Genomic DNA, 16,900 nt, shown 5'->3' with positions numbered 1-16,900 from the left:
GTCACGCTGATCGTGCCGATCGCGATGGAAGAGCGCCTGCGCTTCGCCATCCGCGAGGGCGGCCGCACCGTCGGCGCCGGTATCGTCGCAAGCATTATCGAGTAAGTCTGGTCGCAAGACCAAGGGACAAGGGCGGCCTGCGTGCCGCCCTTTCTTTTTGCGCCCGGCATCCCCATATTTCCGTTTCCCACAGGGGGCGCAAAAATCGTTATGCTTTCAGATGGAAAGCGGTTGCGTCGGGGCGCGAAAATAGCTATAGCGCCCCCATGCGCAGCGACGCTCCGCTTCGGGTCGAATCGAATCTCACAGTCCGAAGAGTCAGTCCCGCGACGGGCTGGAAACGAGCGGCGCGGAAGCTAGGGGTATAGCTCAGTTGGTAGAGCGGCGGTCTCCAAAACCGCAGGTCGGGGGTTCGAGCCCCTCTGCCCCTGCCAGTCTTTCCTGACAAGACATGCTTGAAAGCAAAGGGTGGAGCCGCTGCCCGGGCGCTGGCGCGCTCCGACATTGCGTCCCGTGCATTTACAGGGTTGCGTTCCGAGGGAATCGGAACTATGTAGGACAGCAAATGCGCGGTGCGTGGAGCGGCAACTCGGCTTTACGCGCCTTTCTTGTGTGTCTGGAACGGTGTGATTCGTGACTTCCTTTCCGGAGTCCTGTATCCTGTTGCCAGGTAGAACAGCGTGGTTCAGCTCGAAGCGATCTTTGGGCTCCCAACAAGAATTAAAGAGCGGTAGATGTCGTCCAAGACCACGAATCCTTTCACGTTTCTGCAGCAGGTTCGGTCCGAAACGGCGAAGGTGACCTGGCCCTCTCGGCGTGAAACGATGATATCGACGGTAATGGTGCTGGCTTTCGCTGCGATGGCCGCGCTGTTCTTTTTTGCTGCGGACCAGATCATGTCGTGGGTGATCAACCTGATTCTCGGAATCAGGGTCTGAGGCTGGCGGCGAAGGGAGACGTTTTTTCATGGCAATGCGTTGGTACATTGTCCACGCCTATTCGAATTTTGAAAAGAAGGTTGCTGAATCGATTCTGGAGCAGGCGAAACAGAAGGGCATTGCGCACGAGATCGAGCAGGTCGTTGTTCCGACCGAGAAGGTCGTGGAAGTCCGTCGCGGCCGCAAGGTCGACGCCGAGCGCAAGTTCTTCCCCGGCTATGTGCTCGTGAAGGCGAACCTTACCGACGCCGTTTTCAGCCTGATCAAGAATACGCCCAAGGTGACCGGGTTCCTTGGCGATTCCAAGCCGGTGCCGATCACCGAGGCCGAGGCAAACCGCATCCTGACCCAGGTTCAGGAGGGCGTCGAGCGCCCGAAGCCGTCCGTTTCGTTCGAGATTGGCGAGCAGGTGCGCGTATCCGACGGTCCGTTCGCTTCGTTCAACGGCTATGTCCAGGAAGTCGATGAAGAGCGCTCCCGCCTGAAGGTGGAGGTATCCATCTTCGGACGTGCCGTTCCGGTCGATCTAGAGTTCGGTCAGGTCGAAAAGATCTGATCCGCGTTCCGCTTCCGGCGGAACATTCGCGGTGGAAGGGGCGCGTCGCTTAGCCAGTGGCACAGTCTCCGTACCACCAAACTGCAATCGCCGGCCGCATGGCCGGCACAGAGACAGGCAGATGAGAAATGGCTAAGAAAGTTGCAGGCCAGCTCAAGCTCCAGGTCCCGGCGGGTTCGGCTACGCCGTCGCCCCCCATTGGTCCTGCGCTTGGTCAGCGCGGCATCAACATCATGGAGTTCTGCAAGGCGTTTAACGCGCAGACGCAGGACATGGAGAAGGGTGCCCCGGTTCCGGTGGTCATCACCTACTACCAGGACAAGTCCTTCACCTTCGTCATGAAGACGCCGCCGGTGACCTACTTCCTGAAGAAGGCAGCCGGCCTGAAGTCGGGTGGCTCCACGCCCGGCAAGTCCATCGCTGGCAAGGTGACGAAGGCTCAGGTCCGTGAGATCGCCGAAGCGAAGATGAAGGATCTGAACGCTGCTGACATCGAGGCCGCCATGCGCATGATCGAAGGTTCGGCCCGTTCGATGGGTCTCGAGGTTGTGGAGTAAGAGATCATGGCGAAGAAGATTTCCAAGCGCATGGCCAAGGTTCGCGATGGTATCGACGCGAGCCGCTTCTACACCATCGAGGAAGCCATCAAGATCCTGAAGGAGAAGTCCGCGGTCAAGTTCGACGAGACCGTGGAGGTCGCGATGAACCTGAACGTTGATCCGCGTCACGCCGACCAGATGGTCCGCGGTGTCGTGAATCTCCCGCACGGTACGGGCCGCGAGGTTCGCGTGGCCGTGTTCGCCAAGGGCGACAAGGCCGAGGAGGCCAAGGCCGCTGGTGCCGACATCGTTGGCGCCGAGGACCTGGTCGAGACCATCCAGAAGGGTGAGATCAACTTCGACCGCTGCATCGCCACGCCGGACCTGATGCCGCTGGTCGGCCGTCTCGGCAAGGTGCTGGGCCCGCGCGGCCTGATGCCGAACCCGAAGGTCGGCACTGTGACGACCGACATCGCCGCTGCGGTAAAGGCCTCCAAGGGCGGCGCCGTCGAGTTCCGCGTCGAGAAGGCCGGTATCGTGCACGGTGGCGTCGGCAAGCTCTCCTTCAGCGAGGAGGCCATTGCCGAGAACATCCGCGCGTTCGCGGACGCCGTGATCAAGGCCAAGCCGTCGGGCGCCAAGGGTAACTACCTGAAGCGTGTTGCGATTTCGTCGACGATGGGCCCGGGTCTGAAGATCGACCTCAGCGCGCTGAACGCGTAATAGCAAGGTTTGCCGGGGCTCGTTCCCCGGCTCCCATTCGGGGCGGCAACGCCCCGGACGCGGAGGGAAACCTCCGCAAATCCTGTCCGAGATTGCAGGTGGTTCGCCTTAATTCAGTTGCTGAACCTGCATGAGACGGGTGAGACCGGACATGTAACGGGCAATGCGCCCGCAGAGTGGAAGGTTCGAACCATGTTAGCCTTTTGTGGCCGGCACGCCGGCTGACGGAAGGGGACAGGATCCTCGAGCGTCGTTCGGGCGATCATCCGAGAACCCGACGACAAAAGGCAACCCGGCGGTTTTCCGTAAAGGGAACCGTCTACTGGAGAAAGGCATGGACAGAGCGGAAAAACGCGAGTTCGTCGCCGAGCTGAACAAGGTGTTTGAATCCACCGGTTCAGTGGTCGTGGCGCACTACTCCGGCCTGACCGTGGCGCAGATGACGGAACTTCGGTCCCGTATGCGTGCGGTTGGGGGAACCGTCAAGGTCGCGAAGAACCGTCTCGCCAAGATTGCCCTTCAGGGTACGAAGTCCGAAGGCATCCAGTCCCTCTTCCAGGGGCAGACTCTGATTGCCTACGCGGACGATCCGGTTGCAGCTCCGAAGGTCGCCAAGGAGTTCGCCAAGGCCAACGACAAGCTGGTCATTCTTGGCGGCGCCATGGGATCGACCGTGCTCGACGCCGAAGGTGTCAAGGCTCTTGCCTCGCTGCCTTCGCTGGACGAGCTCAGGGCAAAGCTGGTCGGCATGATCCAGACGCCGGCAACCCGGATCGCTCAGGTCGTCAACGCACCGGCGGGTCAGCTCGCCCGCGTGTTTGGCGCCTACGCCCGGAAGGACGAAGCGGCATAAGACCGTTCTTCTTCACTGAAAACATGTGTTTGAACTTTCAAAGGAAATAGAAAATGGCTGATCTTGCTAAGATCGTTGAGGAACTGTCGGCTCTGACCGTTCTTGAGGCTGCCGAGCTCTCCAAGATGCTCGAAGAGAAGTGGGGCGTGTCTGCCGCTGCTCCGGTCGCCGTCGCTGCTGTTGCTGGCGCCGCTGGCGGTGCTGCTCCGGCCGCTGAGGAGAAGACCGAGTTCGACGTCATCCTGGCTGACGCCGGTGCGAACAAGATCAACGTGATCAAGGAAGTCCGCGCGATCACCGGCCTGGGCCTCAAGGAGGCCAAGGACCTCGTCGAGGGCGCTCCGAAGCCGGTCAAGGAAGGCGTGGCCAAGGACGAGGCCGAGAAGATCAAGGCTCAGCTGGAAGGCGCTGGCGCCAAGGTCGAGCTCAAGTAATACCGGCTGGTCCGCAGGTCGTTTGACCTGCGGACCTCCGCGGTGCGGACAGATTGCGAACCCCTTTCCTGAGTGCCCCGAGGGGCCTTTAGGAAACGGGTTCTGTACTCGTTTGGAATGGCCGTCCTGAAAACGGCCCATTTGGCAGGTAAGCGGCAGGCAAGGAGCGACGATGGCCCAGACCCATACATTCAACGGTCGCAGGCGCGTACGCAAGTTTTTCGGAAGCATTCCGGAAGTTGCGGAGATGCCGAACCTCATCGAGGTTCAGAAAGCATCCTATGATCAGTTCCTTATGGTCGAGGAGCCCGAGGGCGGGCGCCCGGACGAGGGACTGCAGGCTGTCTTCAAGTCGGTCTTCCCGATTCAGGACTTCGCCGGCACGGCCATGCTCGAGTTCGTCAAGTACGAGTTCGAGAAGCCGAAGTTCGACGTGGATGAATGCCGTCAGCGCGACCTGACCTATTCGGCGCCGCTCAAGGTGGCGCTGCGTCTGATCGTGTTCGACGTGGATGAGGACACCGGCGCCAAGTCGATCCGCGACATCAAGGAGCAGGACGTCTACATGGGCGACATGCCGCTCATGACGGACAACGGCACCTTCATCATCAACGGCACCGAGCGCGTCATCGTTTCGCAGATGCACCGCTCGCCGGGCGTGTTCTTCGACCACGACAAGGGCAAGTCCCACTCGTCGGGCAAGCTGCTGTTCGCCTCGCGCGTCATTCCCTACCGCGGTTCGTGGCTCGACATCGAGTTCGACGCAAAGGACATCATCTACGCGCGCATCGACCGGCGCCGCAAGCTTCCGGTCACCACGCTGCTCATGGCCCTTGGCATGGACAGTGAGGAAATCCTGTCGACCTTCTACAACAAGCTGACATACGTCCGTGACGGCGACAGCTGGCGCGTGCCGTATTCGGCCGAGCGCTTCCGCGGCATGAAGGCCGTCAACGACATCATCGACGCCGATACCGGCGAGGTGGTGATCGAAGCCGGCAAGAAGCTGACCGCCCGCCAGGCCCGCCAGCTCGCCGAGAAGGGCCTCAAGGCGATCCGCGCCACGGAGGAAGATTTGCTCGGCCTGTATCTCGCCGAGGATGTCGTCAACTATGAGACCGGCGAGATCTACCTTGAGGCTGGCGACGAGATCGACGAGAAGACCCTGAAGGTGCTGCTCGACACGGGCGTCGACGAGGTCAACTTCCTCGACATCGACCACGTCAACGTCGGCGCCTACATCCGTAACACCCTGGTCGCCGACAAGAACGAGACGCGCCAGGATGCCCTGTTCGACATCTACCGCGTCATGCGCCCGGGCGAGCCGCCCACGCTCGAGACGGCGGAGGCGATGTTCCATTCGCTGTTCTTCGATCCGGAGCGCTATGACCTTTCGGCCGTCGGCCGCGTGAAGATGAACATGCGCCTCGAGCTGGACTGCCCGGACACCGTCCGCGTCCTGCGCAAGGAGGACATCATCGCGGTCGTCAAGACGCTGGTCGACCTGCGTGACGGCAAGGGCGAGATCGACGACATCGACAACCTGGGCAACCGCCGCGTCCGCTCGGTCGGCGAGCTCATGGAGAACCAGTACCGCCTGGGCCTCCTGCGCATGGAGCGCGCCATCAAGGAGCGCATGTCGTCGGTCGACATCGACACCGTGATGCCACAGGACCTGATCAACGCGAAGCCGGCTGCCGCTGCCGTCCGCGAGTTCTTCGGGTCCTCGCAGCTGTCGCAGTTCATGGACCAGACGAACCCGCTGTCGGAGGTTACCCACAAGCGCCGTCTGTCGGCCCTTGGACCGGGTGGTCTGACCCGCGAGCGCGCAGGCTTCGAGGTGCGCGACGTGCATCCGACGCACTACGGCCGCATCTGCCCGATCGAGACGCCGGAAGGTCCGAACATCGGTCTCATCAACTCGCTGGCCACGTTCGCGCGCGTCAACAAGTACGGCTTCATCGAGACGCCGTACCGCAAGATCGTTGACGGCAAGGTGACCGACGAGGTCGTCTACCTGTCGGCGATGGAGGAGGCCAAGCACTACGTTGCCCAGGCCAACGCCGCGCTCAACGAGGACGGCACCTTCAAGGACGAGTTCGTGGTCTGCCGCCACGCCGGCGAAGTGATGATGACGCCGCGCGAGAACGTGGACCTGATGGACGTGTCGCCGAAGCAGCTCGTTTCGGTCGCCGCGGCGCTCATCCCGTTCCTGGAAAACGACGACGCCAACCGCGCTCTCATGGGCTCGAACATGCAGCGTCAGGCCGTGCCGCTGGTGCGCGCCGAGGCTCCGTTCGTCGGCACCGGCATGGAGCCGATCGTGGCCCGCGACTCCGGGGCGGCGATTGCCGCACGCCGCACCGGCATCGTCGACCAGGTGGATGCGACCCGTATCGTTATCCGTGCGACCGAGGACGTGGACGCCTCCGAGTCGGGCGTGGACATCTACCGCCTGCAGAAGTTCCAGCGCTCGAACCAGAACACCTGCATCAACCAGCGTCCGCTGGTGAAGGTGGGCGACCGCATCCAGAAGGGCGACATCATCGCCGACGGCCCGTCGACCGATCTGGGCGATCTGGCACTCGGCCGGAACGTGCTCGTCGCGTTCATGCCGTGGAACGGCTACAACTACGAGGACTCCATTCTGCTGTCCGAGCGCATCGTGAGCGATGACGTCTTTACCTCGATCCACATCGAGGAGTTCGAGGTCATGGCGCGCGATACCAAGCTTGGACCGGAGGAAATCACGCGCGACATTCCGAACGTCTCGGAAGAGGCGCTGCGGAACCTCGACGAGGCCGGCATTGTCTACATCGGTGCCGAGGTCGGACCGGGCGACATCCTGGTCGGCAAGATCACGCCGAAGGGCGAGAGCCCGATGACGCCGGAGGAGAAGCTGCTGCGCGCCATCTTCGGCGAGAAGGCGTCCGACGTGCGTGACACGTCCATGCGCATGCCGCCCGGAACCTACGGCACGGTCGTTGAAGTGCGTGTCTTCAACCGCCACGGCGTGGAGAAGGACGAGCGCGCGATGGCCATCGAGCGCGAGGAGATCGAGCGCCTGGCCAAGGACCGCGACGACGAGCAGTCTATCCTCGACCGTAACGTCTATGCGCGCCTGCAGGACATGCTTGTCGGCAAGGAGTGCATTGCCGGTCCCAAGGGCTACAAGAAGGGTACGCCGATCACGCCGGAACTTCTGGGCGAGTACCCGCGTTCGCAGTGGTGGCAGTTCGCTGTTGAGGACGAGAAGCTTCAGAGCGAGCTGGAGGCCCTGCGCAACCAGTACGACAGCTCCAAGAAGGCGCTCGAACAGCGCTTCATGGACAAGGTCGAGAAGGTTCAGCGCGGCGACGAGCTGCTTCCGGGCGTGATGAAGATGGTCAAGGTCTTCGTCGCCGTAAAGCGCAAGATGCAGCCGGGTGACAAGATGGCCGGCCGTCACGGCAACAAGGGTGTGGTGTCCAGGATCGTTCCGATCGAGGACATGCCGTTCCTCGAGGACGGCACCCCGGTCGACATCGTGCTGAACCCGCTGGGCGTGCCGAGCCGCATGAACGTTGGTCAGATTCTCGAGACGCACCTTGGCTGGGCCTGCGCCGGCCTCGGCAAGCAGATCGGCGAGCTGCTCGACGCGTACAAGCAGACGGGCGACATCCAGCCGCTGCGCGAGAAGATCTGCCGGATCATTCCGGATAACGACCGCAACGAGCCGGTTCGCAGCTACGACGACGACAGCATCGTCCGTCTCGCAGAGCAGATGCGCAATGGCGTCTCCATCGCGACCCCCGTCTTCGACGGCGCGACGGAAGCCGACATCAACGCGATGCTCGAGGAGGCCGGTCTCGACAAGAGCGGTCAGGTCACGCTGTACGACGGCCGCACGGGTGAGCCGTTCGACCGCAAGGTTACCGTCGGCTACATCTACATGCTGAAGCTGCACCACCTTGTCGACGACAAGATCCATGCCCGTTCGATCGGCCCGTACTCGCTGGTCACCCAGCAGCCGCTCGGCGGTAAGGCGCAGTTCGGCGGTCAGCGCTTCGGTGAAATGGAGGTATGGGCGCTCGAGGCTTACGGCGCCGCCTACACGCTGCAGGAGATGCTGACGGTGAAGTCGGACGACGTGGCCGGCCGAACCAAGGTCTACGAGGCCATCGTGCGCGGCGACGACACGTTCGAGGCGGGTATTCCGGAGAGCTTCAACGTGCTCGTCAAGGAAATGCGTTCGCTCGGCCTCAACGTCGAACTGCAGAACTCGAGGCTGGATCCGCCGCCGGCTCAGCTTCCTGAGGCCGCCGAGTAACCGCGATTCCGCGCGCGCCGCAACGCTTCTGCGGCGCGCCAGGGCAGGGGAGGCGGAAGCGGTCCGCCCCGCCTGCCACGACCGCAAGAGTTTTCTGGGACTTCTGATGTCCCGCAAAGGAGATCGGCATGAACCAAGAGGTCATGAACCTGTTCAACCCTCAGGCGCCGGCCCAGACGTTTGATTCCATCCGGATCTCGATCGCGAGCCCGGAGAAGATCCTGTCCTGGTCCTACGGCGAGATCAAAAAGCCGGAGACGATCAACTACCGCACGTTCAAGCCGGAGCGTGACGGTCTGTTCTGCGCGCGTATCTTTGGTCCGATCAAGGATTACGAGTGCTTGTGCGGCAAGTACAAGCGCATGAAGTACAAGGGCGTCATCTGCGAGAAGTGCGGCGTCGAGGTGACGCTGTCGCGCGTGCGCCGCGAGCGCATGGGCCACATCGAGCTCGCCGCCCCGGTTGCCCACATCTGGTTCCTGAAGTCGCTGCCGTCGCGCATCGGCACGCTGCTCGACATGACCCTCAAGGACATCGAGCGCGTCCTGTACTTCGAGAACTACATCGTGACCGAGCCGGGCCTCACGCCACTCAAGCAGCATCAGCTCCTCTCCGAAGAGGAGTACATGATGGCCGTCGACGAATATGGCGAGGATTCCTTCACCGCCATGATCGGCGCGGAAGCCATCCGTCATCTGCTGGCCACGCTGGACCTCGAGAAGACCGCTGCCGACCTCCGTTCGGAGCTCGCCAGCACGACCTCTGACCTCAAGCAGAAGAAGCTGCTGAAGCGACTGAAGGTGGTCGAGAACTTCATCGACTCCGGCAACCGTCCAGAGTGGATGATCATGACGGTCATTCCGGTGATCCCGCCAGACCTGCGTCCGCTGGTTCCGCTGGATGGCGGCCGCTTCGCGACCTCGGATCTCAACGATCTGTACCGTCGCGTGATCAACCGTAACAACCGTCTGAAGCGCCTTATCGAGCTCAAGGCCCCGGGCATCATCATCCGCAACGAGAAGCGCATGCTTCAGGAGGCGGTTGATGCCCTGTTCGACAACGGCCGCCGCGGCCGCGTCATCACCGGCGCCAACAAGCGTCCGCTGAAGTCGCTGTCGGACATGCTCAAGGGCAAGCAGGGCCGCTTCCGTCAGAACCTGCTCGGCAAGCGCGTCGACTACTCCGGCCGTTCGGTGATCGTGACCGGTCCCGAACTCAAGCTGCACCAGTGCGGCCTGCCGAAGAAGATGGCGCTGGAGCTGTTCAAGCCGTTCATCTACGCCCGTCTCGACGCCAAGGGTTATTCCTCGACCGTCAAGCAGGCGAAGAAGCTTGTGGAGAAGGAGCGTCCGGAGGTCTGGGACATCCTCGACGAGGTGATCCGCGAGCATCCGGTGCTGCTCAACCGCGCGCCGACGCTGCACCGCCTCGGCATCCAGGCCTTCGAGCCGGTGCTGATCGAAGGCAAGGCGATCCAGCTGCATCCGCTCGTCTGTACGGCGTTCAACGCCGACTTCGACGGCGACCAGATGGCCGTGCACGTCCCGCTTTCGCTCGAAGCGCAGCTGGAAGCGCGCGTGCTGATGATGTCGACCAACAACATCCTGCATCCTGCCTCCGGCGCGCCGATCATCGTGCCGTCGCAGGACATGGTTCTCGGCCTCTACTACCTGTCGATCATGGCGGAGAACGAGCCGGGCCAGGGCATGGTGTTCGCCGACATGGGCGAGCTGCAGCATGCACTTGAAAACAAGGTCGTCACGCTGCACTCCAAGATCAAGGGCCGCTATGTCACGGTTGATGCGGAGAGCAACAAGGTCTCCAAGATCTACGAGACCACGCCGGGCCGTATGATCATCGGCGAGCTGCTGCCGAAGCACCCGAACGTGCCGTTCGACATCTGCAATCAGGAGATGACCAAGAAGAACATCTCCAAGATGATCGACACCGTCTACCGCCACTGCGGCCAGAAGGAGACCGTGATCTTCTGTGACCGCATCATGGCCCTCGGCTTCGCCCATGCCTGCCGCGCCGGCATTTCGTTCGGCAAGGACGACATGGTGATCCCGGAGACCAAGGCGCAGATTGTTGCCGAGACCGAGGCTCTGACCAAGGAATACGAGCAGCAGTACAATGACGGCCTGATCACCCAGGGCGAGAAGTACAACAAGGTCGTGGATGCCTGGGCGAAGTGCTCCGAGCGCGTCGCCGAGGAGATGATGAAGCGCATCAAGGCGGTGGAGTTCGATCCGGAGACCGGACGCCAGAAGCCGATGAACTCCATCTACATGATGTCGCACTCCGGCGCCCGCGGCTCGCCCGCGCAGATGCGCCAGCTGGGCGGCATGCGCGGCCTGATGGCCCGTCCGGACGGTTCGATCATCGAGACGCCGATCATCTCGAACTTCAAGGAAGGCCTCACCGTGATGGAGTACTTCAACTCCACCCACGGCGCTCGCAAGGGTCTGGCCGACACCGCTCTGAAGACGGCGAACTCGGGTTACCTGACCCGCCGTCTGGTCGACGTCGCGCAGGACTGCATCGTCACCACCTATGACTGCGGCACTACCAGGGGCCTCACCATGCAGCCGATCGTGGATGCCGGTCAGGTCGTGGCCTCAATCGGCCAGCGCGTCCTTGGCCGAACGGCGCTCGAGGACGTCGTCCATCCGGTCACCGGCGAGGTTATCGTTCCGGCAGGCCGCCTGATCGACGAGCAGGATGTAGAGCGCATCGAGAAGGCCAACATCCAGACGGTCCGCATCCGTTCGGCGCTGACCTGCGAAGTGCGCAGCGGCGTGTGCACGGTCTGCTACGGCCGTGACCTGGCCCGCGGTACGCCGGTCAATATCGGCGAGGCCGTCGGCGTCATCGCCGCGCAGTCGATCGGTGAGCCGGGTACGCAGCTCACCATGCGTACGTTCCACATGGGCGGTACGGCGCAGGTGGTCGACACCTCGTTCCTCGAGGCTTCCTTCGAGGGTACGGTGAAGATCCGCAACCGCAACGTGGTCCGCAACTCCGAAGGCCACCTCATCGTCATGGGCCGCAACATGTCGGTCGTCATCGTCGACGAGGGCGGCGCGGAGCGTGCCGCCCACCGTGTGGCCTACGGTTCGCGTCTGTACGTGGACGAGGGCGACCAGGTGAAGCGCGGTCAGCGTATCGCCGAGTGGGACCCGTACACCCGTCCGATCCTCACAGAGGTCGGTGGTGTGGTCGCTTTCGAGGATCTCGTGGAAGGCGTGTCCGTCCAGGAGACGACCGACGAATCCACGGGCATCACCAAGCGCGAGGTCGTCGACTGGCGTTCGACCCCGCGCGGCAACGACCTGCGCCCGGCCATCACGGTCCTCGGACCGGACGGCAAGATCGCCAAGCTGTCGCGTAGCGGTGATGCCCGCTTCCTGCTGTCGGTCGCGACCGTTCTGTCGGTCGAGCCGGGCACCAAGGTTGCGCCGGGTGACGTTCTTGCCCGTATCCCGATGGAGAGCGCCAAGACCAAGGACATCACCGGTGGTCTGCCGCGCGTGGCCGAGCTGTTCGAGGCTCGCCGTCCGAAGGATCATGCGATCATCGCAGAGGTCGCCGGTACGGTTCGTCTGGGACGCGACTACAAGAACAAGCGCCGCGTGATCATCGAGCCGCACGACTCGTCGCTTGAGCCGATCGAGTACCTGATCCCGAAGGGCAAGCCGTTCCATCTGCAGGACGGCGACGTCATCGAGAAGGGTGACTACATCCTCGACGGCAACCCGGCGCCGCATGATATCCTGGCCATCAAGGGCGTGGAGGCTCTGGCTTCCTACCTGGTGAACGAGATCCAGGAGGTCTACCGGCTGCAGGGTGTGGTGATCAACGACAAGCACATCGAGGTGATCGTCCGCCAGATGCTGCAGAAGGTCGAGATCACCGCTTCGGGCGACTCCACCTACATCCCGGGTGAGCACGTGGATCAGGTGGAGTTCCAGGAGGTCAACGATCACCTGGTCGCCGAGGGCAAGCGTCCGGCCGAAGCGCAGCCGGTTCTGCTTGGCATCACCAAGGCTTCGCTGCAGACGCCGTCCTTCATCTCCGCGGCTTCGTTCCAGGAGACGACGCGCGTGCTCACCGAGGCTGCGGTTGCCGGCAAGATCGACACGCTGCAGGGCCTCAAGGAGAACGTCATCGTCGGCCGCCTCATTCCGGCGGGTACCGGTGGCGCCATGGCCCAGATCCGTCGCATCGCCCGCCAGCGCGACGAGCTTATCCTCGAGGAGCGTCGCAAGCAGTCGGGCGCCGACATGGATCGTGCCCTGGCCGACATGTCGCAGCCGCCCGCAGCCGAGTAAGGGCGACAGATCCTCAAACAAAAAGGCCGCCGGTTCTGCCGGCGGCCTTTTTCAAGGTCGGTGCTGTTTCAGTCCCCGGCGTCCTGACTACTTAACGGGAGGCACATTCACAGGACGGGGTAGCCTCGGTTTGATCGGGCGCGGCAGGAAAATGCTGCCCCGGACGCTTCCCTGTGCGCTCGTTGTAGCCGCGCGGGGAGGGGATGTGGGGCAGGTTCAGAGATTCGCGACACCCTGAACCGTTTGCTCGCATATTCTCATGATTCCGGACGGAAAGGTTTCTCCTTCTTCCGGGAATCGGCATGGGATCTGTCGCGAAACCTCAGGTCTCGTCCGGCCCGAAGGAGACGATGGCGATCTCCCCTTCCAGAGCACCCTGCCAGGCCGAGAGGTGCGGCTCTTCATCGGGTGCATCCTGCAGTTCGCCGATCTGGTCCAGTTCCGCTTCCGCGTAACCTTCTTCTGCCAGCGCCTCCAGCGTCATGGTGACAGCGGTGTCGTCGTCGGGCGCAACAAGCAGGACATGGATGATTTCCGGGGTCGAGTCGCCTTCGCGCCAGACGCGGCCGGTAATGATCGTTACCCGCTGTTCCTCATCATTGCTCATAAGTTGTTCCAATCAGTCTCAGTTCCTTTACGCTTTAGTTACATTTTCCGGTGCGAAAGAACAGACCCGGCGCTGGAAATTCTTTCCGGAGAGCCCATGTTTCACCGGCTGCAATGTTTCCGCCGGCCGGAAGGCCGCAAAGCGGCAGATTTTCAAGATTCTCGGATATGCGGGCTTGACGGACTCGCTGGATATGCGTATTACGCCCGCTGTCTGAGCCACATGTGAGGTGCTTCTTTTCGGAACGACACGTTCTGAAGACTGGAGCCTCAAACAGGGTTCGTTTTAACGAGCGACAGACTTCCGGAGCACGAAGCGCCAACGCGCTTCCTCTGCGATGTGATCGGGCCGGACCGCAGGCAAGGCGGTTTGATGCCCGAATTTGCGTTCAGGAAGGCTTCATCGCGAAACAAAACGGCTCTTCGCTCTAGATGCGAGATTTGAACAAGGGAAGGTTTGATGCCGACCATTAGTCAGCTGATCCGCAAGCCGCGCCAAGCGCCGGTCAAGCGCAACAAAGTTCCTGCGATGCAGGGAAATCCGCAGAAGCGGGGAGTGTGCACGCGTGTTTACACGACGGCGCCCAAGAAGCCGAACTCCGCTATGCGTAAGGTGGCCAAGATTCGGCTTGCGAACGGTTTCGAGGTCATCGGCTACATTCCTGGCGAAGGTCACAATCTCCAGGAGCACTCCGTGGTCATGATCCGCGGTGGTCGCGTGAAGGACCTTCCGGGTGTTCGTTACCACATCATCCGTGGCGTGCTGGATACCCAGGGTGTGAAGAGCCGCAAGCAGCGTCGCTCCAAGTACGGCGCGAAGCGTCCGAAGTAAGGTTTTTCGGCTTGGGTGTTTGCGCCGGGCCTTGAAGGTGAGAGACAAGAAAGATGTCCAGACGTCACCGTGCAGAAAAGCGCGAGATCAATCCGGATCCCAAGTACGGCGATCTTGTCGTTAGCAAGTTCATGAACGCCGTCATGCTCGATGGCAAGAAGTCCGTTGCTGAGCGCATTGTCTATGGCGCTCTGGAGCGGCTGCAGGAGAAGACGAAGCAGGACCCGCTGGTGGTGTTCCATCAGGCGCTGGAGAACGTTTCTCCGCATCTCGAAGTGCGTTCGCGTCGTGTCGGTGGTGCGACCTACCAGGTTCCGGTCGACGTCCGTCCGGAGCGCCGTCAGGCCCTGGCAATTCGCTGGCTGATCGCTGCTGCCCGTGGTCGCAACGAGCAGACCATGGTCGAGCGCCTTTCCGGTGAGCTGCTTGACGCGTCCAACAATCGCGGAACTGCCGTGAAAAAGCGTGAAGACACGCATCGCATGGCTGACGCTAACCGCGCATTCTCGCATTACCGCTGGTAACGCGAGACCGAATTAGAGGTAACTACGATGGCCCGCGAATATAAGCTCGAAGATTATCGTAACTTCGGCATCATGGCACACATCGATGCCGGCAAGACGACGACGACCGAGCGTATCCTTTATTACACCGGCAAGAACCACAAGATGGGCGAGACGCACGACGGTGCCTCGACCATGGACTGGATGGAGCAGGAGCAGGAGCGCGGGATCACGATCACGTCTGCTGCTACGACGACCTTCTGGAAGGGTCGCGACGGCAAGGTTCGCTGCTTCAACATCATCGACACGCCGGGACACGTGGACTTCACCATCGAGGTGGAGCGCTCGCTGCGCGTTCTCGACGGTGCGGTCACGCTGCTTGACTCCAACGCGGGCGTCGAACCCCAGACCGAGACCGTCTGGCGCCAGGCCGAGAAGTACAACGTTCCGCGTCTGGTGTTCTGCAACAAGATGGACAAGATCGGCGCGGACTTCTACCGCTGCCTGGAGATGATCAAGTCCCGTCTTGGCGCGGTGCCGCTTCCGGTCCAGCTGCCGATCGGCGCTGAGAGCGATTTCGTGGGCGTCGTTGACCTCATCGAGATGAAGGCGCTCATCTGGCGTGACGAGACGCTGGGCGCCCAGTGGGACGTCGTCGAGATCCCGGCCGACCTCAAGGACAAGGCCGAGGAGTACCGCGAGAAGCTCATCGAGACCGTCGTCGAGATCGACGAGGCCGCCATGGAGCGCTATCTCGAGGGCGAGATTCCGTCCAATGACGAGCTGCGCGCGCTGATCCGCAAGGGCACGATCGAGGTGAAGTTCCACCCGGTCCTGTGCGGCACCGCGTTCAAGAACAAGGGCGTTCAGCCGCTGCTCGACGCCGTCGTCGACTACCTGCCGGCTCCGAACGACATTCCGGCCATCCGTGGCATCGACCCGAAGACCGAGCAGGAGATCAGCCGCAAGTCCTCCGACGACGAGCCGCTCTCCATGCTGGCGTTCAAGATCATGAACGACCCGTTCGTCGGTTCGCTGACCTTCTGCCGCATCTACTCGGGCAAGGTTACCAAGGGCATGTCGCTCGAGAACACCGTGAAGGGCAAGCGCGAGCGCATCGGCCGCATGCTGCAGATGCACGCCAACCACCGCGAGGACATCGAAGAGGCATTCGCCGGCGACATCGTCGCTCTGGTCGGCCTCAAGGAGACGACCACCGGTGACACGCTCTGCGATCCGCTGCACCCGGTCATCCTCGAGCGCATGGAGTTCCCGGAACCGGTGATCCAGATCGCCATCGAGCCGAAGACCAAGGGCGACCAGGAGAAGATGGCTCTGGCCCTCAACCGCCTTGCGGCGGAGGATCCGTCCTTCCGCGTCAAGACCGACGAGGAGACCGGCCAGACGATCATCGCCGGCATGGGCGAGCTGCACCTCGACATCATCGTCGACCGTATGCGCCGCGAGTTCAAGGTCGAGGCCAATGTCGGTGCTCCGCAGGTGGCTTACCGCGAGACGATCACCCGTCAGGCCGAGGTGGACTACACCCACAAGAAGCAGACCGGCGGTTCGGGCCAGTTCGCTCGCGTCAAGATCCTGTTCGAGCCGAACCCGGACGGCGAAGATTTCGTGTTCGAGAGCAAGGTCGTCGGCGGTGCCGTTCCGAAGGAATACATCCCGGGCGTTCAGAAGGGTATCGAGAGCGTGCTGTCTTCCGGTCCGCTCGCGGGCTTCCCGATGATGGGCGTCAAGGCGACGCTGCTCGATGGTGCCTACCACGACGTCGACTCGTCGGTTCTCGCCTTCGAAATCGCGGCCCGCGCCGCGTTCCGCGAGGGTGCGCAGAAGGCCGGTGCCCAGCTGCTCGAGCCGATCATGAAGGTCGAGGTCGTGACGCCGGAAGAGTATGTCGGTAGCGTCATCGGCGACCTGAACTCCCGCCGTGGTCAGATCCAGGGTCAGGAAAGCCGTGGTAATGCGGTTGTCGTGACCGCCATGGTGCCGCTGGCGAACATGTTCAAGTACGTGGACAACCTGCGCTCGATGTCGCAGGGCCGCGCACAGTACACGATGCAGTTCGATCACTATGAGCCAGTGCCGAATGCGGTGGCTCAGGAAATCCAGAAGAAATTCGCGTGATTGCTCGTCAGGGCAAAAGGTAACGGAGAATTCACATGGCCAAAGGTAAATTTGAGCGCACGAAGCCGCATGTGAACATTGGCACGATTGGTCACGTTGACCACGGCAAGACGTCGCTGACGGCGGCGATCACGAAG

Annotated in this window: 14 protein-coding genes and 1 tRNA gene; 14 read left to right on the top strand and 1 reads right to left on the bottom strand. The window is 62.1% G+C overall.

Annotated features, from left to right (window positions below; translation table 11 throughout):
• From ABD906_RS10620 to rpoC, 10 genes are all read left to right on the top strand, one after another.
• On the top strand, positions 1-105 hold a 105-nt coding region (locus ABD906_RS10620; protein WP_486303683.1), incomplete at its 5' end, for an EF-Tu C-terminal domain-related protein.
• A gap of 253 nt (positions 106-358) precedes the next feature.
• Positions 359-434 (top strand) — tRNA-Trp (locus ABD906_RS10615).
• 300 nt (positions 435-734) lie between these two features.
• Positions 735-938, top strand: a complete 204-nt coding sequence (secE, locus tag ABD906_RS10610) for a preprotein translocase subunit SecE (RefSeq protein ID WP_345099382.1) — start codon at positions 735-737, stop codon at positions 936-938.
• Positions 939-966: 28 nt separating this feature from the next.
• Positions 967-1,494, top strand: coding sequence for a transcription termination/antitermination protein NusG (gene nusG / locus ABD906_RS10605; protein WP_345099381.1), 528 nt, complete (start codon positions 967-969; stop codon positions 1,492-1,494).
• 128 nt (positions 1,495-1,622) lie between these two features.
• Positions 1,623-2,051 carry a 50S ribosomal protein L11 gene (gene rplK / locus ABD906_RS10600; RefSeq protein ID WP_345099380.1) on the top strand — a complete coding sequence of 143 codons (429 nt, stop codon included), beginning with the start codon at positions 1,623-1,625 and terminating at the stop codon, positions 2,049-2,051.
• A 6-nt stretch (positions 2,052-2,057) separates the two neighbouring features.
• Entirely contained in the window at positions 2,058-2,756 is a 699-nt protein-coding gene (rplA, locus tag ABD906_RS10595) for a 50S ribosomal protein L1 (protein WP_345099379.1), read from the top strand.
• Positions 2,757-3,090: 334 nt separating this feature from the next.
• Complete coding sequence (gene rplJ / locus ABD906_RS10590; RefSeq protein ID WP_345099378.1) at positions 3,091-3,609, top strand: 50S ribosomal protein L10; 519 nt, start codon at positions 3,091-3,093, stop codon at positions 3,607-3,609.
• A 53-nt stretch (positions 3,610-3,662) separates the two neighbouring features.
• The gene (rplL, locus tag ABD906_RS10585) at positions 3,663-4,043 is read left to right on the top strand and encodes a 50S ribosomal protein L7/L12 (protein WP_345099377.1); all 381 of its coding nucleotides are present in this window, start codon (positions 3,663-3,665) and stop codon (positions 4,041-4,043) included.
• Between the two features lie 172 nt (positions 4,044-4,215).
• A complete protein-coding gene (rpoB, locus tag ABD906_RS10580; protein WP_345099376.1) occupies positions 4,216-8,352 on the top strand; it encodes a DNA-directed RNA polymerase subunit beta in 4,137 nt (1,378 codons plus the stop codon).
• A gap of 128 nt (positions 8,353-8,480) precedes the next feature.
• Positions 8,481-12,683: a DNA-directed RNA polymerase subunit beta' gene (gene rpoC / locus ABD906_RS10575; protein WP_345099375.1), complete on the top strand. Its 4,203-nt coding sequence runs from the start codon at positions 8,481-8,483 to the stop codon at positions 12,681-12,683.
• Positions 12,684-13,005: 322 nt separating this feature from the next.
• Here the strand turns inward: rpoC and ABD906_RS10570 are convergent, their stop codons facing one another.
• Positions 13,006-13,290, bottom strand: a complete 285-nt coding sequence (locus tag ABD906_RS10570; protein WP_345099374.1) for a transcriptional regulator — start codon at positions 13,288-13,290, stop codon at positions 13,006-13,008.
• A gap of 459 nt (positions 13,291-13,749) precedes the next feature.
• Between ABD906_RS10570 and rpsL the strand changes: the two genes are divergently transcribed.
• The 4 genes from rpsL to ABD906_RS10550 all read left to right on the top strand — a co-directional run.
• The gene (gene rpsL, locus ABD906_RS10565; RefSeq protein WP_345099373.1) at positions 13,750-14,121 is read left to right on the top strand and encodes a 30S ribosomal protein S12; all 372 of its coding nucleotides are present in this window, start codon (positions 13,750-13,752) and stop codon (positions 14,119-14,121) included.
• A 53-nt stretch (positions 14,122-14,174) separates the two neighbouring features.
• Complete coding sequence (gene rpsG, locus ABD906_RS10560; RefSeq protein WP_345099372.1) at positions 14,175-14,645, top strand: 30S ribosomal protein S7; 471 nt, start codon at positions 14,175-14,177, stop codon at positions 14,643-14,645.
• A gap of 27 nt (positions 14,646-14,672) precedes the next feature.
• A complete protein-coding gene (fusA, locus tag ABD906_RS10555; protein WP_345099371.1) occupies positions 14,673-16,763 on the top strand; it encodes an elongation factor G in 2,091 nt (696 codons plus the stop codon).
• A gap of 35 nt (positions 16,764-16,798) precedes the next feature.
• Positions 16,799-16,900 (top strand): GTP-binding protein (locus ABD906_RS10550; RefSeq protein WP_245464554.1); only part of this gene is annotated, 102 nt, incomplete at its 3' end.

Origin of the sequence: Chelativorans composti (assembly GCF_039541695.1) — a bacterium.
Classification (GTDB): Bacteria; Pseudomonadota; Alphaproteobacteria; order Rhizobiales; family Rhizobiaceae; genus Chelativorans; species Chelativorans composti.
The sequence above is the reverse complement of the archived record's forward strand: the minus strand, read 5'-3'. Positions and strand labels throughout refer to the sequence as shown.